Origin of the sequence: Natronobeatus ordinarius, assembly GCF_024362485.1 — an archaeon.
GTDB lineage: Archaea > Halobacteriota > Halobacteria > Halobacteriales > Natrialbaceae > Natronobeatus > Natronobeatus ordinarius.
This window is the reverse complement of sequence record NZ_CP101456.1, coordinates 1,610,702-1,637,297: the sequence shown is the minus strand read 5'-3', so window position 1 is coordinate 1,637,297 and position 26,596 is coordinate 1,610,702. Positions and strand designations below refer to the sequence as shown.

Genomic DNA, 26,596 nt, shown 5'->3' with positions numbered 1-26,596 from the left:
ATCGGACCGGTCCGGAATCGGGCTCGTCTCCCTCGCCCGTGTTCGTGGCTGTCAGCCGGTCTTGCCGACAGTCAGGATCCCGGACGGCTTTTCACAAATCTGTTATTCAGTGGCGAGGTCGGCGCCACATTTACCCGTGCTCGTCGCATCAGGTGGGGTAATTCAATGGCCACCTCCAACCACGCGGACGGCGACCTCGAGGCCCGCGTTCGACAGCAGGAGGTCGTCGCCGAACTCGGAAAACGGGCGCTCGAGTCCCGTGACCTCGACGAATTCATGTTCGAAACGACCGAGGCCGTCCGCGAGACGCTCGGGGCAGACTACTGTAATATCCTCGAGCTGTTGCCGGGGGGCGAGGAGTTGCGACTCGTTCAGGGCGTCGGCTGGGACGGCGGGGTCGTCGGCTCGGCGACGGTTCCGACAGGTCCCGACTCACAGGCCGGGCAGACGCTGCTCACCGAAGCGCCGGTCGTGGTCGAGGACCTCGAGAACGAGTCACGCGTTTCCGGCCTGGACGTCCTCGTCGAGCACGACGTTACGAGCGGCGTCAACGTCGTCGTCGGCTCGATCGAGGAGCCGTGGGGTGTCTTCGGCGTCCATACGACCGACCAACGGACGTTCACGGAGGCCGACGTCACGTTCGTTCAGAGCGTCGCCAATCTCCTCGCATCGGCGATCGAGAACGAAGCGAAGAACCGACGGCTCAGGGAAGAACGGGCGCTCAGGGATCGGATCGTCGAGACGAGCCCGGTCGGCATCCTCCACCTCGACGCCGACGGGGCGGTCGTCTCCGCCAACGAGCGCGCCACGGAGATCCTCCGGCGCGACCGGGAGACGATCGAGGCGATGTCGAACGACGATCCCGGGTGGGGGTTCGTCGACGAGTCGGGGGCGCCGCTCCCCGACGAACTGGTCCCGTCCAAGCGGGTGGTAGAGAACGGAGAACGGGCCCTCGGGTTCAGAATGGGGGTCGCCGATCCCGACGGCGGCCGCGTCTGGCTCTCGGTCAACGCCGGGCCGCTCCGATCCGCCGATGGCGAGGTGACGGGCGTGATCCTCGCGTTCAAGGACGTCACCGACCAGAAGCGGACCGAGGAGCAACTGCGCGCAGAACGGGCCCTGAAAGACCGGATCCTCGAGACGAGCCCGGTCGGCATCACGCTCATCGACGCCGACGGGATGAACGTCTTCGCGAACGACCGCGCCGAGGCGATCCTGGGCCGCTCGCTCGAGGAACTTCGGACGTACGTCCACGACGACGATCGGTGGAACATCGTCGACGAGTCGGGCGAGGCGCTGTCGGGTGCGGAGCTACCGTTCTCGATCGTCCAGGAGACCGGCGAACCGGTGTACGACGAGGTGATCGGCATCGACCACCCGGACGGCACACGGGTGTGGATAACGGCCCACTGTGCGCCGCTTTACGACGCCGAGGGCCGGTTCGACGGCGCGGTGTACGCGCTCAAGGACATTACCGAGGAGAAGCGACTCGAGCGCCGACTCGAGACGACGCTCGAGCGCGTCACCGACGCGTTCAACGCGTTCGATACGGACTGGAACGTTACCTACATCAACGACCGCGCCAGGGAGCTCCTCGATGCCGAGGATCGCGACCTGATCGGCGAGAGCGTCTGGGAGGCGTTCCCGAGCGCCGTCGGATCGCGCTTCGAGGAGGAGTACCGGCGAGCGATGGCGACCCAGGAGTCGGTCACGTTCGAGGCGTACTCGCCGGTCGCGGACGGCTGGCTCGAGGTGAGCGCCTACCCCTCCGAGACGGGGCTGTCGGTGTACTTCCGGGACGTGAGCGAACGAAAGGAGCGCGAGCGCCAGTTAGAGCGATTCGAGCGGATGGTCGAGACGGTGAACGACGGCGTGTACGCCACCGACGGAGAGGGGACGATCGTCTTCGTCAACGACGCGTTCGTCTCGATGAGCCGGCATACGCGAGCGGAGTTGCTCGGCTCCCACGGCTCTCGCTTCTTCGGCGATCGCTTCGTCGACACGGACGAAGCGGAGTGGCGACAGCTCGTCGACGGCGAACTCGACGCGGTGGAGTTCGAAACGGAGATCGACGGGCCGGACGGAGAGACACGAACCGTGCAGAATCAGTTCGTTCCCCTCGAGCTGGGCGCCGAGACGGGCCGCGTCGGCGTCACCCGGGACGTCACCGAACGAAAGGAGCGAGAACGGCGGCTCTCGAAGTACGAGACGATCGTGGAGACGGTCGACGACGGCATCTACACGGTCGACGCCGAGGGCCGGTTCACGATGGTCAACCGGGCGTACACTGAGCTGACCGGCTACAGCCGAGAGGAGCTCCTCGGGGCCCACGGCTCGCTCGTCGCCGACGAGGCGGTGATGGAACGGGCCCGGCAACTGGCAGCCGAGCCGGACGAGACGAAACTCGAGGCCGACCTCGAGACGGCCGACGGCGAGCGGGTTCCGACCGAAGCGACGATCACGAGCCACGTCGACGAGGCGTCCGGCGAACGGAGGCGAATCGGCGTCGTCCGGGATATCTCCGAACGCCGGGCGCGACAGCGACGGCTCGAGGAGTCAGAACGGCGCTACCGGACGCTGGTCGATCACTTCCCGAACGGCGCCGTCGGGCTGTTCGACGAGGATCTCCAGTACACGCTCGTCGGCGGAGAGTTACTCGATGAACTCAACATGACCAGCGACGACGTGATCGGGACGTCGATCCACGATCGGTACTCGGAGGACGTTATCGCCGAGATCGAGCCGAAGTTCCGCGCTGCCCTCGAGGGCGAGGAGAACGCGTTCGAGATAGCGCTCGCGGGCCGAGAGTTGCTCGTCCACACGGTCCCTGTACGTGACGAACAGTCTGCGGTGTTCGCCGGGATGGTCATGGTGCAGGACGTCACCGAGCGCAAGGAGTACCAGCGGAAACTCGAGGAGTCCAACGAGCGACTCGAACAGTTCGCCTACGCCGCCTCCCACGACCTCCAGGAGCCCCTGCGGATGGTCTCGAGCTACCTCACGCTGATCGAGCGCCGGTACGCCGACGAGCTCGATTCGGACGGCCGAGAGTTCATCGAGTTCGCCGTCGACGGCGCGGACCGAATGCAGGAGATGATCGACGGGCTCCTCGCGTACTCGCGGGTCGACACGCGTGGCGATCCGCTCGAGCCCGTCGACCTCGAGGACGTCGTCGAGGACGTCTTGACCGACCTCGGGATGAAAGTCGACGAGTGCGACGCCGTCGTCGACGTGGATGCGCTCCCGCACGTCCACGGCGATCCGGGGCAGCTTCGACAGCTGTTCCAGAACGTCCTCGACAACGCGATCACGTACGCCGGCGACGACCCCCCGCGCGTCACCGTCTTCGCCGAGGAGCGCGGCTCGGAGTGGGTCGTCTCGGTCGAGGACGAGGGGATCGGCATCGACCCCGACCAGACCGACCGGATCTTCGAGGTGTTCAACCGTCTCCACAGCGTCGAGGAGTACGAGGGTGCCGGCATCGGCCTCGCGCTCTGTGAACGAATCGTCGAACGACACGGCGGCCGGATCTGGGTCGACTCCGAACCCGGTGTAGGATCGACCGTCTCGTTCACCCTGCCAGCCATTCCAACCGACCATGTCTGAGATCCGACCGACGTCATCCGAACCGGCACAGATACTGCTCGTCGAGGACAACCCCGGCGACGTCCGCCTCACGAAGGAGGCGTTCAAACAGGGACGAATCGAGAACGACCTCCACGTCGTCACCGACGGCCACGAAGCGCTCGAGTTCCTCGCCCAGCGCGAGGCGTACGAGGACGCCCCGCGCCCGGACCTGATTCTGCTCGACCTCAACCTCCCACGCAAGAACGGCGACGAGGTGCTCGAGGAACTCAAGGGCGATCCGGAGCTGCGGTGTATCCCGGTGATCGTGCTGACAAGCTCGAAAGCCGAAGAGGACGTCGTCAGGTCCTACGAACTCCACGCCAACGCCTACCTCACGAAGCCGGTCGATCCGGACGAGTTCATCGACGCCGTCAAGGCGTTCGAAGCGTTCTGGTTCCGCGTCGTTCGACTGCCAACGGAGGGGAACGAATCGTGAGCACCGACGAGATTCCCGACCGCGTCGAGACGCAGGACGATACGGACGAGAGCGAGGGACTCGACGTTCTCCTCGTCGAGGACAACCCCGGTGACGCCCGCCTGATCGAGGAAATGCTTCGACGCACCGACGAACTGACACAGCGCGTCGAATCCGCCGGCGTCGCGGGAAGCAAGCCGACCCTCGTCCAAGCGTCACGACTCGAGGCTGGCATCGACCACCTCGAGTCGAACTCCGTCGACGTCGTCCTCCTCGACCTGAACCTCCCGGACAGCACCGGACTCGAGACACTCTCCCGGTCGCTCGAGGTCGTCGAGTGGACACCGGTGCTCGTCCTCACGGGCGTTCGCGATCAGGACGTCGGGATCGAAGCCATCGAGCGCGGCGCCCAGGACTACCTCGTCAAAGGAGAGGTGACCGACGACCTATTGATCCGGTCGATCCACCACTCGATCGAACGGACGCGACAGGAGCGAGACCGCGAGCGGCGGCGAAAACAACTGGAGTCGCTCAACCGGCTGAACGAGATCAGTCAGACGATCACCCACGACGTCATCACCACGTCGACGCGGGAGGAGCTCGAGCAGGCCGTCTGCGATCGACTCGCCGAGTCGGACAGCTACCGGTTCGCCTGGATCGGCCAGCTGCAACGCGGCGGTAACGAGATCCTTCCGTCGGCGTCGGCAGGGGTCGAAGCGGGCTACCTCGAGGCAGTCACCATCACAGTCGACGACGAGGCCACCGGTCAGGGGCCGTCGGGACGAGCGGTCAGGACGCACGAGATCCAGCTCGCTCACGACATCCAGTCGGACGCGTCGTTCGAACCGTGGCGTGAGCGGGCGCTGGAGCGCGGCTACCGCTCCTCGGCGTCCGTCCCGATCCTCCACGACGACCTCCTCTATGGCGTCCTGAACGTCTACGCTGGCCGACCGAACGCGTTCACCGGCTCCCAGCTCGACGTCCTCGACGGGCTCGGTGACGTCGTCGGCCACGCGATCGCCGCGATCGAGCGACGGGAGGCGCTGGTGAGTGACACGTCACTCGAACTCGAGTTCCAGCTCGAGGGCGTCGCCGAGGAGTTGGCCGCGCTCTCGCGAGACGAAGGTGGACACATCCACGTCGATCGGATTCTAAAGCGCGACGGCGCGCTCCTCGCCTACGGCGTGGCGAGTGAGCTCCCCCGGGAGGAGTTCTTCGAACGGGCCAGCCAGGTCGAGTGGATCGACGACGTTCGAGCCATTACCAGCGGCTACGGCGAGTACGAGTTCGAGGCCCGGACCACGAGCGGTGTCTCTCTCGTCGACGCACTCGCGGGCCACGGCGGCCAGGTGACGTCCACGTCGATCGACGACGGCGACATGCGCATCGTCGTCGACCTCCCCCACGGAACCGACGCGCGCCGACTGATCGACGTGGTGGAAGCGGAGTGTCCCGCCGCAAGTTTCGTCGCCCAGCGCACCGCCGATCGATCCGACGACGACCGGCCGGAGTACGACGCGCTGCTCGAGCGCGAGCTCACCGAGAAACAGCGAGAGGCGCTCGAGACGGCCGTCTTCGCGGGCTACTTCGACTGGCCGCGCGCGAGCACCGGCGAGGAGGTCGCCGACCGACTCGGCATCTCCCCCGCGACGTTCACCCAGCACCTCCGGGCCGCCGAGCGGAAGTTCTTCGACACCGTCTTCGATCGGTGAAATCGTTCGTTCACCTCCCCGAAGACAGATACCGATCGCTCTGGGACGTCACGTATGAACCGTCGGACGCTGCTCGCCGGAACTGGCTCCGCCGTCGCCCTCCTCGGCGCTGGCTGTCTCTCCGGAGATCCGGAATCCAGCGACGACGAGAACGGGGAGTCGACTGACACGGATCACTGCGTTCGACCCGACGCAGGTGCAAACACGGTAGCGTACGAGGAGACGGCCGTCGTCGACGAGCCGGGCTGGCTCGAGACGGAAGCGCCGCCGGCCGCCGAACCGCACCTGGTACTGCTCCGGTCGGCGACGGACGCCGAAGAGCTGGTCGACCTCGAGCGACTGGCCGAGGAGGAACGCGCGTTCCTCGAGACGACCGACTACGACGAGTCGTCCCTCGTCGTCGCCGAACACTGGCTCACCCACGGCTTTTCGCTCACCGTTGAGGGCGTCGAACGACCCGACGACGAGACCGTCGTCGTCTACCTGTGCGAGACGGATCGCCGGGAGGACGGCCAGGAGTATCCCGCCGTCGACCACCACCACAGCGTCGTGATCCGGGTCACCGACGACGACCGGCCCGCGCCGGAACGGGCGGCCGGCGTCTTCGTCGGCGCGACCCCGGACGCGGATCCGGTCGAGATCGGCGAGGACGAGTCCGAACGCGACGACGGGACCGACGAGCCGGAACCCCTCGAGCCGCCGCGTGATCTGGTCGTCGAAAACCTGCACGACGAACCGCACACCGTAGAGGTCGTCGTGACGCGCGACGGCGAGGAACTGGTGGACGACGAGTACACGGTCGAGCCAGGCTCGACGGTCGAACTCGAGGCGGTCGCCGAGTACAGCGGCGAGTACGAGATCGTCGTGCGTCGCGACGACGTGGCCGAACGGTATCGGTGGACGGTGTACGACGAGGTGTTCGACGCGTTCGTCACCATCGAACCCGACGGCGAGCTGTGGATCAGCGAGGACGTCGCCTGATCGTCGCCGACCACGATGACGGCCGAAGGCGTGGCCGGTCACTGCCGACGGCTCCGCCAGCTCGAGGACGACACCCACTGACCGGGCCGCGTCGGCGCGCCCGAGACGACCGAACGCCTTTTGAAACGGCGACTGGTACGGTGGGTCGATGGACGTACTGGTCGTCGGCGCGGGGGACGTGGGACGGTGGTTCGGGGACGCCGTCGATGCCACGGTCACCTTCGCCGACATCGACGAGGAAGCCGCGACGGAGGCGGCCGAGGCGATCGGCGGCCGCGCCGTCCCGCTCGAGGGCGACGAGCGGTTCGACGCGGTCTGTCTGGCCGTCCCGATGCGCTACGTCGCGACGGCGATCGCCGAACACGCACCGCGGGCACAGGAGGCGGTGCTCGACGTCTCGGGCGTGATGGGGCCGGCGCTCGAGGCGATGGCCGAACACGCCCCAGCGCGCGAACGGGTCAGCCTCCACCCGCTGTTCGCTCCCGAGCGTGCGCCCGGATCGATCGCCGTCGTCGAGGACTCGCCGGGGCCGGTCTCGGCAGCGCTACTGGAAGCGCTCGAGGAGCGGGGAAACGACCTGGTGGAGACGACCGCGGCCGAACACGACGAGGCGATGGAGTCCGTACAGGCGGCCGCCCACGCGGCCGTCCTCTCCTTTGCGCTCGCCGCCGACCCCGCCCCGGAGGGGTTCGAGACGCCGATTTACGATGGGCTCTCCGACCTCGTCGAGACGGTGACCGGCGGGACGCCGCGGGTGTACGCCGACATTCAGGAGACGTTCGACGGGGTCGAGGCGGTCGCCAACGCCGCCGAACGCCTCGCCGACGCCGACGCCGACGGGTTCGAGTCGCTGTACCGCGAGGCTGCGACGCGTTGGGAGGGCAGTCGGCACGACTCGAGCGGGGGTGACGACGCGTGACGGACCACCGCGAGGCCGTCCGATCGAACGCGAAGTACCTGCGCAACGTCAGGCCGATCGATCCCGAGGAGATCCACGAGTACGTCGACGGTACGCCACACCCCGCCGTGGTTCGCCAGCTCTTACGCGAGGAGGCGTTCGACCTCGGGTTGCTCGAGCGCGCCGACGGCACCTTCGTCCCCGTCGCCGACGACCCCGTCAGGCCACGGGAGCTACCCGTCGAACGGTTCCCCGCCGACTACGCGAACCGGCTCGAGGAGCTGCTCGCCGACCGGTACGGTCCGACGTGGTACGACGGGGCCTCGGGCAACCTACTTCGTTCGACCATCCGCCGGTTCAAGGCCAGCTACCTCGAGGGACGGCCCGTCGAGTACGACGACGACGTAGCCGCCGGCTACGCGATCTACCACCTGCCGGGCTACTACGCCGCCGTCCAGTACGCCCTCACCGACCTCGCCGAACGCGGGCTGCTGGGTCGGCGCCTGCGCGTGCTCGACGTCGGCGCCGGCGTCGGGGGACCGGCGCTTGGACTCTGTGACTACCTACCCGAGGACGCCCTGCTCGAGTACCACGCCGTCGAGCCGAGCGCCGCGGCGGACGTACTCGAGAAACTGCTCGCGGAGACGGGACGCAACGTCCACCCGACGATCCACCGGACGACTGTCGAGGCGTTCGAGTTCGGAACCGACGACGAGCCGTTCGACCTCGTCCTCGTCTGCAACGTCCTCAGCGAACTCGAGGATCCCGAGGCCGTCCTCCGATCCTGTCTCGAGACCCTCGCTCCCGACGGCTCGCTGCTGGCGATGGCCCCCGCCGACAAACACACCAGCATCCAGCTGCGCGACCTCGAGCGCGCGGTCGAAGGCGAGCGAATCGCCCCGCGCGGCGGCGCTGCCGGGGCCGGGGACGAGACCGACGAACTCGAGCCCGGCCAGGTGACGATCTACAGTCCTGCCGTCCGGCTCTGGCCGGGTGAGACGCCCGCCGACCGTGGCTGGTCGTTCGACGTCCGCCCCGACCTCGAGGTGCCGCCGTTCCAGCGCCGACTCGAGGAGGCGGCGGCCGACGCCGAGCACACACCGGGGGAGTTTCGCAACGTCGACGTCCAGTTCTCCTACTCGATCCTCCGGCTCGACGGCACCCGACGGATCGACCTCGAGCTCGACCCGGGCCGATGGGCGAAGCTGGCCGAGATGGAGCGCCACGTCACGAACCGGATCGACCTCGTCGCGGCGAAGTTCAGCCGGTCGCTGACCGACAATCCCGACGCGAACCCGCTGTTCAAGATCACCGACGGCAGCGAGGCGGTTGACCACTACGCCGTGGTGACGAACGAGACCGCGCTGAACCGACCGCTGTTCGAGGCCGACTACGGCGACGTCCTCGCGTTCGAAGGGGCACTCGCCCTCTGGAACGACGACGAGGGGGCGTACAACCTCGTCGTCGACGAGGAGACGGTCGTCGATCGACTCACCTAGGTCGTGTCGCCCCGTCGGATTCGTCGACGAGAACGACGGTACCGACGGGACGAGTCGAGAGGCCAGGAACGACTCGAGCGGACGCGGATGGCGCCGAAGTCCACCGCTTCGACGCTGCCCGGGAGCCGCCCCCCACTTTCTGGCCACTCGATCCCGGTCGATCAGCAACTATTTCCGCCTCGAGTTTCGGCTAACGACCATGGATCCGGCGCTGGGACCTCCCGAGGAGATGGCCGAGAAACGCGAGGAGCTCACGCCGATGATGGCCCAGTACCACGACCTCTGTGCGCGCTACGACGACGCGCTCGTGCTCTTCCAGGTCGGCGACTTCTACGAGACGTTCTGTGGCGCCGCCGAGCGGACCGCCCGCCTGCTCGAGTTGACGCTCACCAAACGCGAAGATTCGACGGGCACCTACCCGATGACGGGGATCCCGATCGACAACGTGGCCTCCTACGTCGAGGGGTTGCTCGAGGCGGGCTACCGCGTGGCGATCGCCGACCAGGTCGAAGACCCCGAAGAGGCGACGGGCGTCGTCGAGCGGGCGGTGACGCGGGTGGTCACCCCCGGAACGCTCACCGAGGACGAACTGCTCGCGGGCGCCGACAACAACTTCGTCGCGGCGCTGGCCCGCGACGGCGACGAACGCGGGCTCGCCCTGCTCGACGTCTCGACGGGTGACTTCCTCGCGACGAGTTCGACCCGGGCCGAGTCGATCGCCGACGAGGTGAGCCGCTTTTCCCCCGCGGAAGCGATCCTCGGCCCAGCCGTCTCGAGCGAGTTGCTCCCGGAGGACGTGCTGGTGACGCCCTACGACCGGGCGGCGTTCGAGCTCGAGCGGGCGTCTGAACTCGTCGCGACCTACTTCGGCGATCCCGACGCGCGGCTCGCGAGCGAGGCGGAGATTCGCGCCTGCGGGGCGCTTCTCTCCTACGCCGAGTACGCCCGCGGCGGCGTCGATGCCGAGGACGTCGACGAGCCCGACGACGGCGGCGAGAGAGCGAGAGACGGACCGCGACTCGAGTATCTCACCCACCTCACCCGCTACGATCCCCGGGAGTACCTGCTGCTCGACGCCGTCGCCCTGCGCAGCCTCGAGCTGTTCGAGCCGCGAGCGGTCGGCGCCACCGAGGAGGCGACGCTCGTCGGTGTCCTCGACGAAACCGCCAGCGCGCTGGGGAGTCGAACACTCAGCGACTGGCTCCGACGGCCGTTGCGCGATCCCGCCGAGATCGAGGATCGACTGGACGCCGTCGAGGAGCTGACGACGGCGGTCGGGAGCCGCGAGGCGCTCCACGAACTGCTCCGGGACGTCTACGACCTCGAGCGGCTCATCGGCCGAATCTCGCGCGAACGGGCGACCGCCCGCGACCTCCGATCGCTGCACGACACGCTCGCGGTCGTCCCCGACGTCCGGACGGAGCTCGAGTTCGCCGAGTCGGACCGGCTAACCGAGCTCTACGACGAACTCGATCCGCTCGCCGACGTCCGCGAGCTGATCGACCGGGCGATCGTCGAGGCGCCGCCGATCGAGCTCACCGAGGGCGGAATCATCGCCGAAGGCTACGACGAGGACCTCGACGCACTCCGGGAGACCGCCCGCGACGGGAAGCGCTGGATCGACGAGCTCGAGGCACGCGAGCGCGAGCGCACGGGGATCAACTCGCTCAAGGTCGGCTACAACTCGGTCCACGGCTACTACATCGAGGTGACCAAGCCGAACCTCGAGTCCGTTCCCGGCGACTACGAGCGTCGTCAAACGCTGAAGAACGCAGAACGGTTCGTCACGCCCGAACTCAAGTCCCGGGAGGACGAGATCGTCAGTTCCGAGGAGCGAGCCGACCGGCGGGAGTACGACCGCTTCCGCGAGGTGCGCCGTCGAGTCGGCGCCGAGGTCGAGCGCGTCCAGGCGCTCGCCGACGCGCTCGCCAGCCTCGACGCGTTCGTCTCACTCGCGACGGTTGCCGCCCAGTACGACTACTGCCGACCCGAGCTCCTCGAGCGCGGCGACGGCGCTCGGATCCACGTCGAGGGCGGTCGCCACCCGGTCGTCGAACGCTCCCAGTCGTCGTTCGTCCCCAACGATGCCCGCCTCTCGAACGACCGGCGCCTCGCCATCGTCACGGGGCCGAACATGTCCGGGAAGTCGACGTACATGCGCCAGGTCGCCCTGATCGTGCTGCTCGCGCAGCTCGGCAGTTTCGTCCCCGCCCGCGCCACCACGCTCACACCCGTCGACCGGATCTTCACCCGCGTCGGCGCGAGCGACGACATCGCCGGCGGCCGCTCGACGTTCATGGTCGAGATGGACGAACTCGCGACGATCCTCGAGGGGGCTGACGAACACTCGCTCGTCTTGCTCGACGAGGTCGGACGCGGGACGTCGACCGCAGACGGGATGGCCATCGCCCGGGCGATGGCCGAACACCTCCACGACGAGGTGGGCGCACTCACACTCTTTGCCACCCACCACCACCCCCTGACCGAGCTCGCCGACGAGCTCGAGGCCGCCGTCAACTGCCACTTCGAGGCGACCGAGGTCGACGGCGCGGTCACCTTCGACCACGAGCTCGTCCCCGGCGCGGCCGAGGGCTCCTACGGCGTCGAGGTCGCCACCACCGCGGGCCTGCCCGAATCGGTAATCGAGCGTTCGCGGGACCTGCTCGAGGCGACCGTGCGAGCCGACCGCGACGACGCGTCGGACTCGAGTGCGACGGCCGACGGTGGCGACGACCCGACCGACGTCGCGGCCGAACTCCGCGCGCTCGAGCTCGCTCACATGACGCCAGTCGAGGCGCTCGCGGAGCTCGATCGGCTGAAGCGACTGCTCGAGGATCGGTAGTAAATCGACGAACGACTGGGGCGGGGGTCGACTAGAGGAACCGGAACGTCTCTAAGTTCTTCGGCGCGAACGTGCGCATGTTGTACTCGTGGTAGAGCGCAGAGGAGAGGTCCTGGGTGGAGCGTTCGTCGCCGTGGACGCAGAGCACCTTCTCGGGACGCGGGTTCATGGTCTTCACGAAGTTCTCGAGGCCAGCGCGGTCGGCGTGGCCGGAGAAGCCGTCGACGGTCTCGACGTCGAGGTTGAGCGAGAGGGTGCCGCGGCCGCCGCCGTTGCCGTTACGGTTTCTGGGACCGACCTCGCTCGTCGGGATCTCGTCCCAGCCACTCTGGATGCGTCGGCCGAGGGTCCCCTGGGCCTGGTAGCCGACGAAGACGAGCGTCGAGTCCGGGTCGGGGCCCACGTGGCCGAGCCAGGACATGATCGGGCCGCCGGTGACCATCCCCGAGGTCGAGAGGATGATACAGGGACCGCCGTCGGCGACCTCCTGGCGCTCCTCTTCGCCGCCGTCGATGTGGTTGAACTCGTCGGCGAGGAACGGGTTCTCGTCCTCGTGGAAGATCCGGTCGCGCAGATCGTCACGCAGATACTCGGGATACGTGGTATGGATCGCCGTCGCCTCCCAGATCATCCCGTCTAAGTGGACCGGCATCGAGGGGATTTCGCCCTCGCGCATCGCCTTCTCTAAGACGAGCATGATCTCCTGAGAGCGACCGACTGCGAAGGCGGGGATGAGGACCTTCCCGCCACGCTCGGCGGTCTCTTTGATGATCTCTTTGAGCTTTCGCTCGGAGTCTTCCTGGTCGGTCTGGTAGTCGTTGCGCCCGCCGTAGGTCGACTCGAGGACGAGCGTCTCCACGCGCGGGAAGTCGTTGACGGCGCCGTTGAACAGTCGGGTGTCCTTGTAGTGGATGTCGCCGGAGAAGGCGACGTTGTAGAGGCCGTCACCGATGTGGAAGTGGGAGACGGCGGAGCCGAGAATGTGACCCGCGTTGTGGAAGGTGAGCTTGACGTCGGGGGCGATGTCGGTGACGTCGCCGTACTCGAGCGGGATGCAGTGTTTGATCGCCTCGCGAACCATCTCGGACTCATACGGCGGGGTGCGTCCCTCTTTGGCCGCGACGTCGAGGTAGTCGAGGGTGAGCAGGCCCATCAGGTCGCGGGTAGGTTCGGTGCAGTAGATGGGGCCGTCGTAGCCGTACTTGAACAGCAGTGGGATAAGCGCGGAGTGGTCGAGGTGGGCGTGGGTGAGCACGACCGCGTCGATGGTCTGGGCGCCGGCGCCCAGGGCCTCGGGTGCGTGGAGGTACGGCACCTCACCTTCGGCACCCGGCTTGTCGCCGCAGTCGATGAGGATGCGCGTTTCGGGCGTCGAGAGGATGAACGAAGCGCGCCCGACCTCTCGACAGCAGCCCAGCGTGGTGATGCGGACGTACTCGTCGTCGGACATCTCCCGGCGGTGGATCTGGCGGCCGACCTTCTCGAGTATGTCCCGGCGTTCGTCGCGCTCCTGTTTGAGGAAGTTGCGAACGTTCGAGACGGTCGAAGACTCGATCGGCGGCGTGCGGACGACCTCGGGCGTCCAGCCAACGTTCTTCGTGATCTCACGCAGGGTCGAGCCGTGGCGGCCGATCACCATCCCTGGCTTTGCGGCCTCGATGACGACCTCGCCGGTGTCAGCGTGGAAGTCGAGGTCCGTGACGCCGGCTTCCTCGGGGATGACGTCCATGATCTCCTCGCGCGCCTCGTCGGGATGTGAGAGGACGCTCGGGTCCGGTCGAACCGTGATCCGCTTTCGGAGTTTGCTCGCGAGCCGTCGAATGAGGTCGCCCTGCTGGGCGAACTCCTTCGGATCGCGCGTGTAGACGACCAGTTCGGGGCCTTCGTACTTCACCGACGAGACCGAGATGTGACCCGGTAACTCGCTCGTGATCTCTGCTTTCAGTTCGTCGAGTTGCTGCTCTACAGTGCTCATAATCGCAAGAGTTCACTCGCGTGGACCCGCTCACGGGGGCGCGTCTCGTTCGTCACGCCGGCGTCCGCCACGCCGTCGACGACTCGGGGACCTGTCGAGCTCGAGTGCGAACCCACTCGCACACCAGCCGTCGGTGGGAAGTGAGTCTGTCTGACGTCTCGTCTCTCGTCCCGGATCATCGTGTGGTAGTAACCGTGCTGTGACGAACACGCTTCCAGGTCGTTCGTGGCCTGGTCCGTGCGGGAAGATTCCAGGGAGAACCCGCTTACCCGAGGCTATTCCTCGCGTGGTATAAAAGCCTTCGCAAACGTGAGGGTTTTCGGCCGCGAAGGAGCCATATGGAACTCACGCCGGAGCGCGTCGCCGCCGAACGAAACTGGGTGGCCGACCGTGCCGACAGCGTGGTACCGATCGTCAACGACGTCCGCGATGACCTCGGGGAGCTCTTCGAGACCGACGTCGCCCACGTGACTGAGGCCCAGTACGTAGCGGAGGTCGACGCGGTGTTCGCCGACGGCGACCTCGCGGTCAACGTCGCCGCCATGGTGGCCATCCTGCGCGACCTCGACGTCGAGGGCGATTATCCGGGCTTCATCGTCGACGAGATCCTCGGGCGCGAACTCGCCGCGACGATTGCCGGCACCCAGCCGCTGCGCACGCTCGGCGAGGCGACCTTCCACTACGCCGACGTCCACGTCCACGGCCCCGACGAGGAGAACGCGGGCGTCGACGATCTCGAGGCGGCGCTCGCCGCCGGGTTTCAAGAGCGGATCCCGGGCTGGGCGTGGACCGAGCGTGAGAGCCCGTTCGCGGTGACTCGAGAGCGGTGAGAGCGGTCAGACGACAAAAGTGGTCGATCCGACGGCGGGCAGTTACTCGTCGTCGGACTCTTCCGCTACTTCCCCTTCTAACTCCCCTTCCAGCGCTCCTTGTGTCGCCTGCGCCTGTGCTCGTTCGAACGCGATCACGAACTCCTGGGCGGGGAGCAGGGCGCTCAGGCTGCCGTCGTTCAGCTCGGCGACGATCGCCTCGGCGTCGCCGTCGAGGAGGTACGCTCCCTGCTCGGACATGGACTCCTCGATCGAGTACCCGTCGGCGTCCTCGGCGTCCGCTTCGAACGACTCGGCGAGCTCCTGCACCAGGTCCAGCTGCCGTGCCTGGAGCTCCTGCTGGGCCTCCATCTCGTCGAGGTCGCCCGCTTCGACCTCCTGGCTAACCTCCTCGTGGATGGCCATGAGCTCCTCCTGGTCGGGCTGGACGACCGCGGTGAGCGCGGTGTCGCTGACGTCGAGTTCGGCGGGATCGGTCTCGGTGGAAGGGTCGACGTCGTCGTCCGCGGACGGTTGCAGGTCGCCACATCCGGCAATCGAGGCTGCGGCGCCGGCCGTCGCGAGCTGCATGAACCGACGGCGGTTCTGGAAACGTTCCATCGTATCCCGATCGCAGTGGATCCGGACGAATAACTCTTTCCGACATTCCTCGCTGATAAAAACTGTCGCCACGAGGCTACTGACCCGTGGTTTCACCATCATCGTCGTTCGACGGAGGTCAGTCGGACGGTTTTTGCCATTCGGACCGGTACGAAGACCCAGTGACGAGTAGCGACGGAGCGTTCGATCCGAACACCGACGAGGGTTCGCGCGTTCACACGCTCGAGCGACCGACGCCCGAAACCGCCCGCGAGGCGATCCTCGACGGGTTCGACCGCGAGGCAGTCGTGACCGTCTTCGGCCGCTGTACCGTCGAGTACGACGGGCGGGCGGCGAGCACGCTCGAGGCCGGCGACCGCCTCGTGCTGTTCAAACCCGACGGCGCAGCGCTGGTCCACACCGACGCGGGCCAACAGCCCGTCAACTGGCAGCCGCCGGGGTGTGAACACGAGGCGTTCCTCGAGGACGGGCGACTTCAGCTGCGGAGCCTGCGCTCGACGCCCGACGAGGTGCTGCGCGTCGGCTTCGAGCGCGTCAAGCAGGTGTCGACGTACGCGATGGTGGACTCGAGCGAGCTCTCCGTCGTCGGCACCGAGGAAGACCTCAAGACGCGCCTGCTCGAGGACCCCGGCCTGCTCGAGCCCGGCTTCACGCCGCTGGCGACCGAGCGCGAGACGCCCGCGGGTGCGGTGGACCTCTACGGCGAGGACGGCGACGGGAGAACGGTCGTCGTCGAACTCAAGCGCCGGCGGGTCGGGCCGGACGCGGTCGGGCAGCTGCGCCGATACGTCGACGCCGTCGAGCGCGACCTCCACGCCGAGGCCACGGTTCGTGGCATCCTGGTCGCTCCCTCGGTGACCGACCGGGCGAGCCGATTGCTCGTCGAGCACGGCCTCGAGTTCGTCGCCCTCGAGCCGACGGCCGACGCGGCCGGGGACTGACTGGGCCTCACGGCTCCCACTCGAGACGCTCGAGGCCGACGACGATTGAGAGCGCGTGGACGGGCGCGACGACGGCGCTGCTCACGAGCACGCCGACCTGTGGAACGCTTCCGAGGAGCCACGCCGCGAGTCCGTAGAGGAGCACCAGCACGACGAGTGGCCCCGTCGAACCGCCGGTGAGCCGGACGCTTCGACGAATCGCCCTCGGCGGCGTCGATCCAGCGGCGGCGAGCCCGGGAGCGAGGAAGAGTCGGGCGAACGCGACCAGGATCGCGAGGATCACCAGCAAGAAGACGACCAGGCCGGCGAGCCCCGGGAGCGTGACGTCGCCGATCGAGCCGAGCAACCGACCCGCCGCCACGACCAGGACGACGAACCCGACGTACGACCCGAGCCCCCTCGCCGTACGCTCGAGGGCCGCGGCGCGGGCGATGGTGTACCAGCCGGCGACCGCGACGGCGAGCAGGGCGACGAACTCGAGGCCGACCGCCCAACCCAGGGACGGCGTCTCGAGGTCGACCAGCGCGCCGACCCGTCGCGCGGTCGCCGGCGCGCCCGTCGGGTAGCCCTGAAACTCGAGGCCGACCGTCGTCTCGCGGGCTCCGCCGGCGGCCACCGTCGGAATCGGGTCCAGTTCCCGAAGCCAGTCGAGGAGCGAGAGGACGACGCCGGCGAGCGCGAATGGGACGGCCAGGAGCGGATCGTCCCGGAGACGGGCGAGCGCCGCCGAGAGGGTGTCACCGACCGTGATTCCCTGATTCCGGTTCTCTCCCGTCGCCCGTCCGGCGAACGCGTCGTCGGTCATCGGCTCTCCTCCTCGAGGGCGATCACGCGACGGTTCGAGACGAGGTACAGGCGCCCGTCGCCGACGATCGGCTGCGACGTGAACGGCTGGGCGACGTACTCCCAGCGTTTCTCACCCGTTTCGGCGTCGAACGCCGAGACGGGCCGGATCGACCCTCGGGTGAGGTAGACGACGCCGTCGGCGACGACCGGCGACGCGACGCCGCCGAACGGCGCGGTCCAGTCCGCCTCGCCGGTCTCGAGGTCGATCGCGTGCAACGAGCCAACTCCGTCGACGGCGAAGACCCGACCGTCGGCGACGGCGGCGGCCGCGTCCTGGTGGGCGTTGCCGTCGTGGTCGTACGACCAGCGGACGCTCCCGTCGTCTGCCTCGACGCAGGTCACGGAGTGGCGACCCGCCACGACGACGGCGTCCTCGGACACGGCGGGTGGGTGGGGCGTCAGGTCGTCGACCGCCTCGAGCCACCGGTTCTCGCCCGTCTCAGCGTCGTAGGCGCCGAGCTCGCGCGCGTAGCCGACGGCGTAGACGGTGCCGTCCCGGACGGCGGGACGGTAGAGGCCGGTCCCGGCCCCGTGGGAGACACGCCACCGTTCGGTCCCGTCGTTCGCCTCGAGCGCGACGAGGTCGTTGGTTCCCGGGACCGCGGCGTAGATCGCGTCGTCGACGGCGACCGGCGGTGGCGAGTCCGGCGGTCCCAGCGGGCTCCGACCCGGCTGCTCGCCGGGGCCGTGCCAGCGGTCGACGCCGATCCGGCCGAACGGTCCCAGCCCGATCCCGCCGCCGGCGTTCAGGCCGGCGACGCCAGCGGGCGAACTCACCGCGAGCGTGTCGGTCCGGTAGATCGAGGCGTCGGCCCGCGCGGGACTCGAGCGGTAGGGTCCCTCGTGGACGAACCGAACCTCGCCCGTCTCGGCCTCGAGCGCGACGATCGCTCTCCCGACGGCGTAGAGGGTCCCCTCGAGGAGGATCGGCGGCGTGACGCCGATGAACGACGAGTCGAGTTCCCGCTCCCACGCGACCTGGACGCCGTCTTTCGGCCCCGACGCGTCGGGGCTGTGTCCAGTCCCCGCGGCGTCGTAGCGAGCCATCGGCCAGTCGATCGACTCACCTCGAGTCCGGCCGTCGGCGGCGGTACAGCCCGCGGCGAGGGCTGCGAGGGTGCTTCCCACCCCCGCGAGGACGTCTCTTCTGGAGGGCATATGCCGGAGCAATCAGGTCAGGTGGCATACGTTTTTTCATCCTCGATCCCGGGCAGGGCGTGGCGGCGACGACTGGTCACGACGCGTCGGTCCGGGGAAGCTGACCGGTTCGGGGCTCCCACCGAGCGGACCGACCGCGGGCGGGGTGGCGTTCGAAATCCTTTTACACGCTACGAGGGGATAGTAGGGTAACTGAGTGATATCATGGACGTCGACATCATCTCCGAATCGGAGAACCCCATGTTGCACCGAACGGACGTCACGTTCGAGTTGACCCACGATGAGGCCACGCCGTCTCGTCTGCAGGTCCGTGACAGTCTCGCCGCGAAGCTGAACAAGGACGCCGACGAGGTCGTCGTCCGCGAACTGGACACCAAGTTCGGCATGCGAAAGACCGTCGGCTACGCGAAGGTCTACGAGACGGCCGGCCACGCCGCCGAGGTCGAACAGGAGTACATGCTCGAGCGCAACAAGATCGCGGCCGACGAAGAAGCCGAAGCCGAGGCGGAGGAAGCGTAGATGGCACACTACGAACTCTACGACGACGACGGGACGACCGACCGCGAGAACTGCCCCCGCTGTGGCGACACGTTCCTCGCCGACCACGGCGACCGGCGCCACTGCGGCAAGTGTGGCTACACCGAGTGGGAGTAGCGAGACGTCGACCGATTTGCGATGTCTCGGAACCGTGACCGGGGAGCGAAGCGACCCGTGAACGAACCGGTTCGCGTCCTCGGGATCGAGGGCACGGCGTGGGCGGCGAGCGCCGCCGTCTACGACGGCGCGACCGACGACGTATTCATCGAGAGCGACGCCTACCAGCCCGACAGCGGCGGTATCCACCCCCGCGAGGCGGCCGAACACATGCACGACGCCATCCCTCGAGTAGTCGAGGCGGCGCTCACACACACCCACGAGACCCACGGGGGGACGGACGACGGGCCGCCCGTTGACGCCGTCGCCTTCTCTCGTGGCCCCGGCCTCGGCCCCTGTCTCCGCATCGTCGCCACCGCCGCCCGGGCGCTGAGCCAGACGCTCGAGGTCCCCCTAATCGGGGTGAACCACATGGTGGCTCACCTCGAGATCGGCCGCCACACGTCGGGCTTTTCCTCGCCGGTCTGTCTGAACGCGAGCGGGGCGAACGCCCACCTACTGGCGTACCGCAACGGCCGCTACCGGATGCTCGGGGAGACGATGGATACGGGCGTCGGCAACGCTATCGACAAGTTTACCCGCCACGTCGGCTGGTCACATCCCGGTGGGCCGAAAGTCGAACGGGCGGCGGCAGACGGTGAGTACGTCGACCTCCCCTACGTCGTGAAGGGGATGGACTTCTCGTTCTCGGGGATCATGAGCGCCGCCAAGCAGGCATACGACGATGGGGTCCCCGTCGAGGACGTCTGTTACTCGCTCCAGGAGAACGTCTTCGCGATGCTGACCGAGGTGTCAGAACGGGCGCTCTCGCTTACCGGGAGCGACGAACTCGTCCTCGGCGGCGGCGTCGGGCAGAACGCTCGCCTGCGGGAGATGCTCGCCGAGATGTGTGCGGCTCGCGGCGCACAGTTTCACGCCCCCGAGCCCCGCTTCCTGCGGGACAACGCCGGCATGATCGCTGTGCTGGGCGCGAAGATGTACGAAGCAGGCGACACCCTCGAGCTCGAGGCCTCGGCCGTGAACCCCGACTTCCGTCCCGACGAGGTGCCCGTGACGTGGCGCGACGGCGGCGAACAGCTGTTCGGCCGCGACGACGAGGGCGGCGAGATCCGCGGCGCCGAGGCGATCGTCACCGTCGACGCCGACGCCGGCCGCGTGCGAAAGCGCCGCGTCCCGAAGTCCTACCGCCACCCCGTCCTCGACGAGCGCCTCCGCCGGGAGCGGACGACCCTCGAGGCCAGGCTCACGAACCTGGCCCGGCGCGAGGGCGTCCCGACACCGCTCGTCTACGACGTCGACCTCCGGGAGGCGACCCTCGAGTTCGAGTACGTCGGCGAGACGGACCTGCGCGAGGCGCTCACGGCCGACCGGGTGGCCGCCGTCGGGAGCCACCTCGCGACGATCCACCGCGCGGGGGTCGTCCACGGCGACCCGACGACGCGCAACGTCCGCGTGGACGCCGATCGGACCTACCTGATAGACTTCGGCCTGGGCTTTCACACCGACCACGTCGAAGACTACGCGATGGACCTCCACGTCTTCGAGGGGAGCCTCGTGGGGACCGCCGACGAGCCCGCGCCACTTCGCGACGCGTTCCGGGAGGGGTACGAGGCTGTGGGCGACCGGGCGGTCCTCGAGCGGCTCCGTGACGTCGAGGGACGGGGTCGGTACGTCTGATACGGATCATGACTGTTTTACGACACAGCCGCTGACCGTCTTGCGGTTGCGTCGGAACTGACTCACGACCGTCAGTACGACGGCGGCCTCGGCCCGCCTCGTCTCCCGCTCGCGGCCATCGGATACTTGATGAGACGGTAGCAGCGATAGTCACGCACGTCGATGACCACGATCCTCGTTACCGGCTACGAACCGTTCGGCGAGTACGAGACCAATCCCTCGAGACGGCTCGCCGAGGCGCTCGACGGGGAGACGATCGGTGGGGCGCACGTGGTCGGCCGGGAGCTCCCCGTCGTCTTCGATCGCGCGTTCCCCGCGTTGCTCGAGCATCTCGACGAGCACGATCCCGAGGCGGTCCTCTCACTCGGTCTGATGGCGGGGACCCCGTCGATCGCCGTCGAGCGGATCGGGATCAACGTCCGTGACCACGGCGACGTCCCGGACAACGCGGATCAGACGCCCGTCGACGACCCGGTCGTCCCCGACGGCCCGGCGGCGTACTTCTCGACCCTCCCCGTCCGTGAAGTCGTCGACGCAATGACCGACGCCGGCGTCCCGGCACGGCTCTCGAACACGGCAGGAACGCACCTCTGTAACGACGTCCTCTACGCGACGCGCCACCACGCCGAAACGAACGAGCTCGCGCTTCGTTCGGGGTTCGTTCACGTTCCGTTCTCACACGAGGAAGTCGCCCGACGCGGTGACCACGAGCCCAGTCTGAGCTTCGAGGCGATGGCAGACGGGCTCGAGGCGGCGCTCTCGGTACTCGCGGAGACGGCCTGAGTCCCGCACTCGACCCGACGTCGCCGCGATCGGCGCTGGCGGTTGACGACTGCTGGCGGTGGCGTTACGACGACTTCTCGTCCAGCCGGTCGCGCTCGCGCGCGGCGGGATCACGATCGGCTGGATCGCCGTAGCCCCCGCCACCGGGAGTCAGGACGGTGATCGTCGTTCCGGCAGGCACCGACTCGGTGGTCTTCGCGGGCACCTCGCGACCGTCGAGGAGGTTGTGGCCGACCGCGCCGGGGTCGCCGCCGTTCGCTCCCGCCGGGCGCGTCCGCCGACGTTCGGTCAGCAACGAGACGACGGCGTCGGTCTCGACCGTCACGGCGCGCTCGAGGCCGAGGCCGCCGCGGAACTCGCCGTCACCGCCGCTGTCCGGGCGGAGCGCGTAGCGCTCGACGCGCAGCGGGTACTCGGTCTCGAGGGCCTCCACGGGGGTGTTGAGCGTGTTGGTCATGCCGACCTGGACGCCGTCGATGCCGTCGGCCGACGGGCGAGCCCCGAGGCCGCCGCCGATCGTCTCGTAGTAGGTGAAGCCGTCGGCGGCTCGGCTCCCGACGACGAGGTTGTTCATCGTTCCCTGACTCTGGGCGGGGACGCGGTCGGGGACGGCCGCGGCGAACGCCGAAAAGACGACGTCGGTCACCCGCTGGCTGGTCTCGACGTTGCCGCCGACGACCGCGGCCGGCGGCCGGGGATTCAGCACGGATCCCTCGGGGACGTCGATCTCGATGGGCTCGTAACAGCCGTGATTCGGCGGGATCTCCGGGTCCGTCACAGACCGGACGACGAAGTAGACCGCGCTGGCCGCGACCGCCGGCGGCGCGTTCATGTTCCCTTCGACCTGGTCGGCCGTCCCCGCGAAGTCGACGGATACCGTGGCGCCGTCGATCGTCACCGTCGCCGCGATCGGGACGTCCTCGTCGGTGACGCCGTCGCCCTCGAGGGCGTCGCGGGCTTCGTAGGTGCCGTCGGGGAACGCCTCGAGTTCGGCGACGATCCGCTCGCGGGAGTACGCGACGACGGCGTCGAACGCCGCCTCGAGGTCGGCTGCGCCGCGCTCGTCGACGAGTTCGCCGACGCGTTCTTCGGCGCGGTCGTTCGCGGCCAGCTGCGCCCGCAGGTCGGCACGTCGCTCGTCGGGATTCCTGACGTTCGCGAGCAGCAACTCGAGGACGTCCTCGTCGAGGTCGCCCTCGCGGACGAGCCTGACGCCGGGGATGCGAAGCCCCTCCTGGTGGATCTCGGTGGCCCCCGCGGGCATGCTGCCGGGCGTGGACCCGCCGACGTCGGCGTGGTGGGCCCGCGAGACCGCGTAGCCGAGGATCCGGCCGCGGGGCGCGACCGGCGAGACGAGCGTGACGTCCGGCAGGTGCGTCCCGCCGGCGAACGGGTCGTTGAGGACGAACACGTCGCCCGGCTGCGGCTCCCGATCGCGAATCGCGTCGACCGCCTGGGGCATCGCCCCGAGGTGAACCGGGATGTGTTCGGCCTGGGCGACCATCCGACCGTCGGCGTCGAACAGCGCCGTCGAGCAGTCCCGGCGCTCTTTGATGTTCGGCGAGGAGGCGCTCCTGACGAGCACCTGGCCCATCTCCTCGGCGACGCCCTCGAGTTGGTTCCTGACGATCTCGAGCGTGATCGGGTCGAGGCCGTCCGGACCGCCGTCGCGTCGCGCCGTCGTCATTCGCGATCACCCGTGAGGACGAGCGTCCCGTCGTCGGCGACCGTCCCGTGCCAGCCGGGCGGGACGACCGTCGTGCACTCGCGCTGTTCGAGGACGGCCGGCCCCTCGAGCGCCCCACCGGCCGGGAGCGCCGTCCGGTCGTAGATGGGGGTCTCGTGGAACGCGCCGTCGAAGCGCGCCTCGCGCGTCCCGATCCGGGCGTCGCCCTCGCCCTCGTAGCTGGGCTCGTCGACGTCGCGCTCGACGACGGCTGTCGCCCGGACGGTGACGAGTTCGACCGGCGCCTCGGTGCGGTAGCCGTAGGCTCGTTCGTGGGCCTCGTGAAACCGCTTCTCGACGGCCAACGGATCGAACGGGTCGTCGACGGAGACCTCGAGTTCGAAGCTCTGGCCCGCGTACCGGCAGTCGGCCGACCGCTCGACGGTGGCTGCGTCGGGGTTGCGTACGCCACCGAGCGCGTCCGCAACGAGGTCGTCGTAGACGGCCTCGATCGCGTCGACGTCGGCATCTGCGAGGGCGACGCGGTGGGTCCGCACGGCGTCGAACGCCTCGTCGGCCGAGAGCAGTCCGTACGCCGAGAGGACGCCCGCAGGTACCGGAACGACGAGAGTGTCGATCTCGAGGCGCTCGGCCAGCGCGGCGGCGTGGACTGGCCCGGCCCCGCCGAACGCGACCAGGCCGAATTCGCGGGGATCGTAGCCGCGTTCGACCGTCACACCGCGGATCGCTCGGGTCATCGTCGCGTTCGCCACCCGGTAGACTCCCTCGGCCGCCGCCAGCGCCGAGTCGAGGCCAGCCGTCTCGGCCAGCGACTCGAGGGCGTCGAACGCGGCCGCCTCCTCGAGCGTGAATTCGCCGCCGAGAGCGGTGTCCGCGCCGATGTACCCCAGTACGACGGTCGCGTCGGTGACCGTCGCCGCCGTCCCGTCGCGGCCGTAACAGGCCGGGCCGGGGTCGGCACCCGCAGATTGCGGGCCGACTCGGAGGGCGCCCCCCTCGTCTACCCAGGCGATGCTCCCGCCGCCGGAACCGACCGTGTTCACGTCGACCATCGGCAGCCGGATCGGCTGGCCGTCGATTTCGGTGTCTGCGGTCCGCTCGACGCGACCGTCGCGCACGAGGCTCACGTCGCTCGAGGTACCACCCATGTCGAAGGTGACCAGCCCATCGAGGTCGCGACCGGCCGCTACGCTCGCCGCCGCGTGGCTCGCTCCGACGACGCCCGCCGCCGGCCCGGAGAGGACGGTCGTCGCCGCCCGCCGGCAGACCGTCTCGACGTCGGCGATGCCGCCGTTCGACTGCATGATCCGCGGTTCGGGAACGCCCGCCGTTGCCGCCCGGTCGGCGAGGCGGCCGACGTAGGCGTCGATCGCCGGACGAACGTAGGCGTCGATCGCCGTCGTGGACGTCCGCTCGTACTCGCGAAACTCCGCGAGCACTTCGTGCGAGACCGACACCGGGACGTCGAGGCGTTCGCGCAATCGCTCGGCCACGCGCGCCTCGTTTGCCGGCGTCGCGTACGCGTGGAGAAACGATATTGCGACGCTCTCGGCGCCACAGCCCTCGATCGCCGCCGCCACGTCGTCGATCGCCTCGTCGGTCACCGGCCGCTCGACGCCGTCGGGCGTCGCCCGTTCGTCCACCTCAAATCGCCGCCGTCGCGCCACGATCGGTGCCGGCCGCTCGACCTCGAGGTCGTAGAGGTCGGGTCGTTGCTGGCGGCCGATCTCGAGGACGTCGCGAAAGCCCACTGTCGTGACGAGCGCCGTCTTCGCCCCGTCGCGCTCGAGCAGCGCGTTGATCGAGACGGTCATGGCGTGGGTGAACTCGTCGACGGCCGATGGATCGACGCCGGCCCGTGTGCACGCTTTCTCGATACCTGCCATGACCCCCTCGCTCTGGTCAGGGGTCGACGGGACCTTCGCGGTGACGAGCTCGCCGTCGTCGGTGAGGAGGGTGACGTCGGTGAACGTGCCGCCGACGTCGACGCCAATCCGGGCGTCGCCGCTCACGGAGCGTCCCTCCGGCGAACGACCTCGACGACTACGTTCGTGTGCTGTCGGCTCATACTGGGTGCTGGTATCTCACCGGGCATCGAGACAAAAACGTTGTCAAGGAGGCACGCCCCACGCGAGAGGCGCCGCGAGACGGGTCGCTGTAGACCTCGGGAACCGCGGCGCAGTCAGACCGGGGGAGTCCGCTTCCGTCAGCCGTCACGCTGGTGTCCGGTCAGACGGTCGGTGGCACCCCAGCGGCATCGGAGTCCCGATATAGTACACGCTGAAAGTCATTGCACACCCGGTCACGAACGTCGGCGGCCAGCCTCGGTAACGAGGCCGAGGCTGGCCGCTCGGCTGTGACCGGGTGTAACTCGTTTCAACGAGTACTATAGTAGCCACTGACCGTCAGTGTAACCCGTTTCAGTCGTTACTATCCCCCCGGCCGAGCACGGCACAAAACGCTCTTATTACAGGGGACTGTACTCTCGCCCATGGCAGACAAGCCGACCTCCGGTGAGATTCTCGGAGTACCGTACAATTTCGAACGCCCGAGCCTGGGACGGATGCTCTCGGCGTACTGGCAGCCCGGCGAGGGAATGCTCGTCGAGAAACCGTTCGGCGTCGGCTACACGCTGAACATGGCGAACTGGCGCTCGTGGCTGGTCGTCTTCGTCGCCGGCGCGCTGCTCTGGCAACAGGAAAAGAGCAAGGCCGCGAGCGAGGAGGAGACGGTCGACGAACCAGTCGAAGTGATCGTCGACGAAGACGACGAGTAACCCCGCGTACTCACCCTCGTCTCCCCGGCGTGGCGTTCGGGTTCCCCGCCGTACGACGACGCTGGACGTCCACAACCAGCGTTCGCTTCGACCGAGGCGACCGTCGACCGGCCGATTCGGTCTCCAGGTGCGACGGCGCCGTCCAAACGGACAACGACGGGCTTAAATGCCGCCGAAGGGAACGAAACCCCAATGGCTACGATGTACGACGTTCCGGCGGAGGCGCTCATCGAAGCGCTCGCCGCCGACCTCGAGGACCGACTCGACGAACCCGAGTGGGCGCAGTTCGCAAAGACCGGTGCCAACCGCGAGCTCCCCCCCGAACAGGAGAACTTCTGGGCCGTCCGGGCCGCCAGCCTCCTGCGCAAGGTCGCCGACAACGGCCCCGTCGGCGTCGAGCGACTGGCCACCGAGTACGGCGGCTCGAAGTCCGGCTCGAACCGCTACGGCGTCGCCCCCGCCAGCCGCGCCGACGGCTCGCGAAACGTCATCCGCACGATCCTCCAGCAGCTCGAGGACGAAGACCTCGTCCGGACCGCCGAAGGCGAGGGTCGCTGGATCACCCCCGAGGGACAGCAGCTCCTCGACGAGACCGCCGCCGACGTCCTCGAAGAGCTCGACCGCCCGGAACTCGAGCGCTACGCGTAGACGGTTTCGACCGATTTCGGATCTGACCAGCGACGAGGCGTCCGTAA

21 protein-coding genes are annotated in these 26,596 nt (G+C 68.5%); 15 read left to right on the top strand and 6 right to left on the bottom strand.

The genetic code is table 11. The annotated features are described in order from the left end of the window. The first annotated feature begins 165 nt into the window (after positions 1-165). From NMQ09_RS08460 to mutS, 7 genes are all read left to right on the top strand, one after another. Positions 166-3,606 (top strand): PAS domain S-box protein, encoded by a 3,441-nt coding sequence (locus tag NMQ09_RS08460; protein ID WP_255194154.1) that lies wholly within the window; start codon positions 166-168, stop codon positions 3,604-3,606. Continuing rightward, positions 3,599-4,063, top strand: a complete 465-nt coding sequence (locus NMQ09_RS08455; RefSeq protein WP_255194153.1) for a response regulator — start codon at positions 3,599-3,601, stop codon at positions 4,061-4,063. The genes NMQ09_RS08460 and NMQ09_RS08455 overlap by 8 nt, the downstream gene beginning before the upstream one ends. Beyond that, positions 4,060-5,754 (top strand): bacterio-opsin activator domain-containing protein, encoded by a 1,695-nt coding sequence (locus tag NMQ09_RS08450; protein ID WP_255194152.1) that lies wholly within the window; start codon positions 4,060-4,062, stop codon positions 5,752-5,754. The genes NMQ09_RS08455 and NMQ09_RS08450 overlap by 4 nt, the downstream gene beginning before the upstream one ends. Before the next feature lie 54 nt (positions 5,755-5,808). Continuing rightward, positions 5,809-6,735 (top strand): Ig-like domain-containing protein, encoded by a 927-nt coding sequence (locus NMQ09_RS08445; protein ID WP_255194151.1) that lies wholly within the window; start codon positions 5,809-5,811, stop codon positions 6,733-6,735. Positions 6,736-6,883: 148 nt separating this feature from the next. After that, positions 6,884-7,654: a prephenate dehydrogenase/arogenate dehydrogenase family protein gene (locus NMQ09_RS08440; protein WP_255194150.1), complete on the top strand. Its 771-nt coding sequence runs from the start codon at positions 6,884-6,886 to the stop codon at positions 7,652-7,654. Further along, complete coding sequence (locus tag NMQ09_RS08435; RefSeq protein WP_255194149.1) at positions 7,651-9,132, top strand: small ribosomal subunit Rsm22 family protein; 1,482 nt, start codon at positions 7,651-7,653, stop codon at positions 9,130-9,132. The genes NMQ09_RS08440 and NMQ09_RS08435 overlap by 4 nt, the downstream gene beginning before the upstream one ends. A 199-nt stretch (positions 9,133-9,331) precedes the next feature. Next, positions 9,332-11,974 (top strand): DNA mismatch repair protein MutS, encoded by a 2,643-nt coding sequence (gene mutS, locus NMQ09_RS08430; protein WP_255194148.1) that lies wholly within the window; start codon positions 9,332-9,334, stop codon positions 11,972-11,974. Positions 11,975-12,005: 31 nt separating this feature from the next. Here mutS and NMQ09_RS08425 read toward each other — a convergent pair whose 3' ends face one another. Next, positions 12,006-13,949 (bottom strand): beta-CASP ribonuclease aCPSF1, encoded by a 1,944-nt coding sequence (locus NMQ09_RS08425; protein ID WP_255194147.1) that lies wholly within the window; start codon positions 13,947-13,949, stop codon positions 12,006-12,008. Positions 13,950-14,287: 338 nt separating this feature from the next. Between NMQ09_RS08425 and NMQ09_RS08420 the strand changes: the two genes are divergently transcribed. Further along, complete coding sequence (locus NMQ09_RS08420; protein WP_255194146.1) at positions 14,288-14,779, top strand: DUF7984 family protein; 492 nt, start codon at positions 14,288-14,290, stop codon at positions 14,777-14,779. Between the two features lie 42 nt (positions 14,780-14,821). Here NMQ09_RS08420 and NMQ09_RS08415 read toward each other — a convergent pair whose 3' ends face one another. Beyond that, positions 14,822-15,379, bottom strand: coding sequence for a hypothetical protein (locus tag NMQ09_RS08415; RefSeq protein ID WP_255194145.1), 558 nt, complete (start codon positions 15,377-15,379; stop codon positions 14,822-14,824). A gap of 161 nt (positions 15,380-15,540) precedes the next feature. On the opposite strand from NMQ09_RS08415, the gene nucS reads away from it, so the two are divergent. Next, positions 15,541-16,320 carry an endonuclease NucS gene (gene nucS / locus NMQ09_RS08410; RefSeq protein ID WP_255194144.1) on the top strand — a complete coding sequence of 260 codons (780 nt, stop codon included), beginning with the start codon at positions 15,541-15,543 and terminating at the stop codon, positions 16,318-16,320. 7 nt (positions 16,321-16,327) lie between these two features. Here nucS and NMQ09_RS08405 read toward each other — a convergent pair whose 3' ends face one another. Further along, a complete protein-coding gene (locus NMQ09_RS08405) occupies positions 16,328-17,125 on the bottom strand; it encodes a hypothetical protein (RefSeq protein WP_255194143.1) in 798 nt (265 codons plus the stop codon). Then, on the bottom strand, positions 17,122-18,324 hold the full coding sequence (locus NMQ09_RS08400) for a PQQ-binding-like beta-propeller repeat protein (protein ID WP_255194142.1): 1,203 nt from the start codon (positions 18,322-18,324) through the stop codon (positions 17,122-17,124). Before NMQ09_RS08400 ends, NMQ09_RS08405 begins: the two co-directional genes overlap by 4 nt. 204 nt (positions 18,325-18,528) lie before the next feature. Here NMQ09_RS08400 and NMQ09_RS08395 point away from each other — a divergent pair, with 204 nt between their 5' ends. From NMQ09_RS08395 to pcp, 4 genes are all read left to right on the top strand, one after another. Continuing rightward, on the top strand, positions 18,529-18,843 hold the full coding sequence (locus NMQ09_RS08395) for a 30S ribosomal protein S24e (protein ID WP_255194141.1): 315 nt from the start codon (positions 18,529-18,531) through the stop codon (positions 18,841-18,843). Further along, complete coding sequence (locus NMQ09_RS08390) at positions 18,844-18,978, top strand: 30S ribosomal protein S27ae (RefSeq protein WP_255194140.1); 135 nt, start codon at positions 18,844-18,846, stop codon at positions 18,976-18,978. It begins immediately after the preceding gene. Positions 18,979-19,035: 57 nt separating this feature from the next. Then, positions 19,036-20,655 carry a bifunctional N(6)-L-threonylcarbamoyladenine synthase/serine/threonine protein kinase gene (locus NMQ09_RS08385; protein ID WP_255194139.1) on the top strand — a complete coding sequence of 540 codons (1,620 nt, stop codon included), beginning with the start codon at positions 19,036-19,038 and terminating at the stop codon, positions 20,653-20,655. A gap of 162 nt (positions 20,656-20,817) precedes the next feature. Further along, positions 20,818-21,438 (top strand): pyroglutamyl-peptidase I, encoded by a 621-nt coding sequence (pcp, locus tag NMQ09_RS08380; protein WP_255194138.1) that lies wholly within the window; start codon positions 20,818-20,820, stop codon positions 21,436-21,438. Between the two features lie 64 nt (positions 21,439-21,502). On the opposite strand, the gene NMQ09_RS08375 is transcribed toward pcp, so the two are convergent. After that, positions 21,503-23,125, bottom strand: coding sequence for a hydantoinase B/oxoprolinase family protein (locus NMQ09_RS08375; protein ID WP_255194137.1), 1,623 nt, complete (start codon positions 23,123-23,125; stop codon positions 21,503-21,505). Continuing rightward, positions 23,122-25,137, bottom strand: coding sequence for a hydantoinase/oxoprolinase family protein (locus NMQ09_RS08370; RefSeq protein ID WP_255194136.1), 2,016 nt, complete (start codon positions 25,135-25,137; stop codon positions 23,122-23,124). The genes NMQ09_RS08375 and NMQ09_RS08370 overlap by 4 nt, the downstream gene beginning before the upstream one ends. 479 nt (positions 25,138-25,616) lie before the next feature. Here NMQ09_RS08370 and NMQ09_RS08365 point away from each other — a divergent pair, with 479 nt between their 5' ends. Together NMQ09_RS08365 and NMQ09_RS08360 are read left to right on the top strand one after the other, a co-directional pair. After that, positions 25,617-25,901, top strand: coding sequence for a DUF5808 domain-containing protein (locus NMQ09_RS08365; protein ID WP_255194135.1), 285 nt, complete (start codon positions 25,617-25,619; stop codon positions 25,899-25,901). Between the two features lie 192 nt (positions 25,902-26,093). Further along, positions 26,094-26,549 carry a 30S ribosomal protein S19e gene (locus NMQ09_RS08360; RefSeq protein ID WP_255194134.1) on the top strand — a complete coding sequence of 152 codons (456 nt, stop codon included), beginning with the start codon at positions 26,094-26,096 and terminating at the stop codon, positions 26,547-26,549. Positions 26,550-26,596: the final 47 nt, after the last annotated feature.

Excerpts from the sequence above, each read along its gene's own strand:
- NMQ09_RS08415 (WP_255194145.1), bottom strand. The coding sequence starts at position 15,379 with ATGGAACGTTTCCAGAACCGCCGTCGGTTCATGCAGCTCGCGACGGCC.
- NMQ09_RS08395 (WP_255194141.1), top strand. The coding sequence starts at position 18,529 with ATGGACGTCGACATCATCTCCGAATCGGAGAACCCCATGTTGCACCGA.
- pcp (WP_255194138.1), top strand. The coding sequence starts at position 20,818 with ATGACCACGATCCTCGTTACCGGCTACGAACCGTTCGGCGAGTACGAG.
- NMQ09_RS08455 (WP_255194153.1), top strand. The coding sequence starts at position 3,599 with ATGTCTGAGATCCGACCGACGTCATCCGAACCGGCACAGATACTGCTC.
- mutS (WP_255194148.1), top strand. The coding sequence starts at position 9,332 with ATGGATCCGGCGCTGGGACCTCCCGAGGAGATGGCCGAGAAACGCGAG.
- NMQ09_RS08390 (WP_255194140.1), top strand. The coding sequence starts at position 18,844 with ATGGCACACTACGAACTCTACGACGACGACGGGACGACCGACCGCGAG.
- NMQ09_RS08405 (WP_255194143.1), bottom strand. The coding sequence starts at position 17,125 with ATGACCGACGACGCGTTCGCCGGACGGGCGACGGGAGAGAACCGGAAT.
- NMQ09_RS08360 (WP_255194134.1), top strand. The coding sequence starts at position 26,094 with ATGGCTACGATGTACGACGTTCCGGCGGAGGCGCTCATCGAAGCGCTC.
- NMQ09_RS08420 (WP_255194146.1), top strand. The coding sequence starts at position 14,288 with ATGGAACTCACGCCGGAGCGCGTCGCCGCCGAACGAAACTGGGTGGCC.
- NMQ09_RS08440 (WP_255194150.1), top strand. The coding sequence starts at position 6,884 with ATGGACGTACTGGTCGTCGGCGCGGGGGACGTGGGACGGTGGTTCGGG.
- NMQ09_RS08400 (WP_255194142.1), bottom strand. The coding sequence starts at position 18,324 with ATGCCCTCCAGAAGAGACGTCCTCGCGGGGGTGGGAAGCACCCTCGCA.
- NMQ09_RS08425 (WP_255194147.1), bottom strand. The coding sequence starts at position 13,949 with ATGAGCACTGTAGAGCAGCAACTCGACGAACTGAAAGCAGAGATCACG.
- NMQ09_RS08445 (WP_255194151.1), top strand. The coding sequence starts at position 5,809 with ATGAACCGTCGGACGCTGCTCGCCGGAACTGGCTCCGCCGTCGCCCTC.
- NMQ09_RS08460 (WP_255194154.1), top strand. The coding sequence starts at position 166 with ATGGCCACCTCCAACCACGCGGACGGCGACCTCGAGGCCCGCGTTCGA.
- NMQ09_RS08375 (WP_255194137.1), bottom strand. The coding sequence starts at position 23,125 with ATGACGACGGCGCGACGCGACGGCGGTCCGGACGGCCTCGACCCGATC.
- NMQ09_RS08365 (WP_255194135.1), top strand. The coding sequence starts at position 25,617 with ATGGCAGACAAGCCGACCTCCGGTGAGATTCTCGGAGTACCGTACAAT.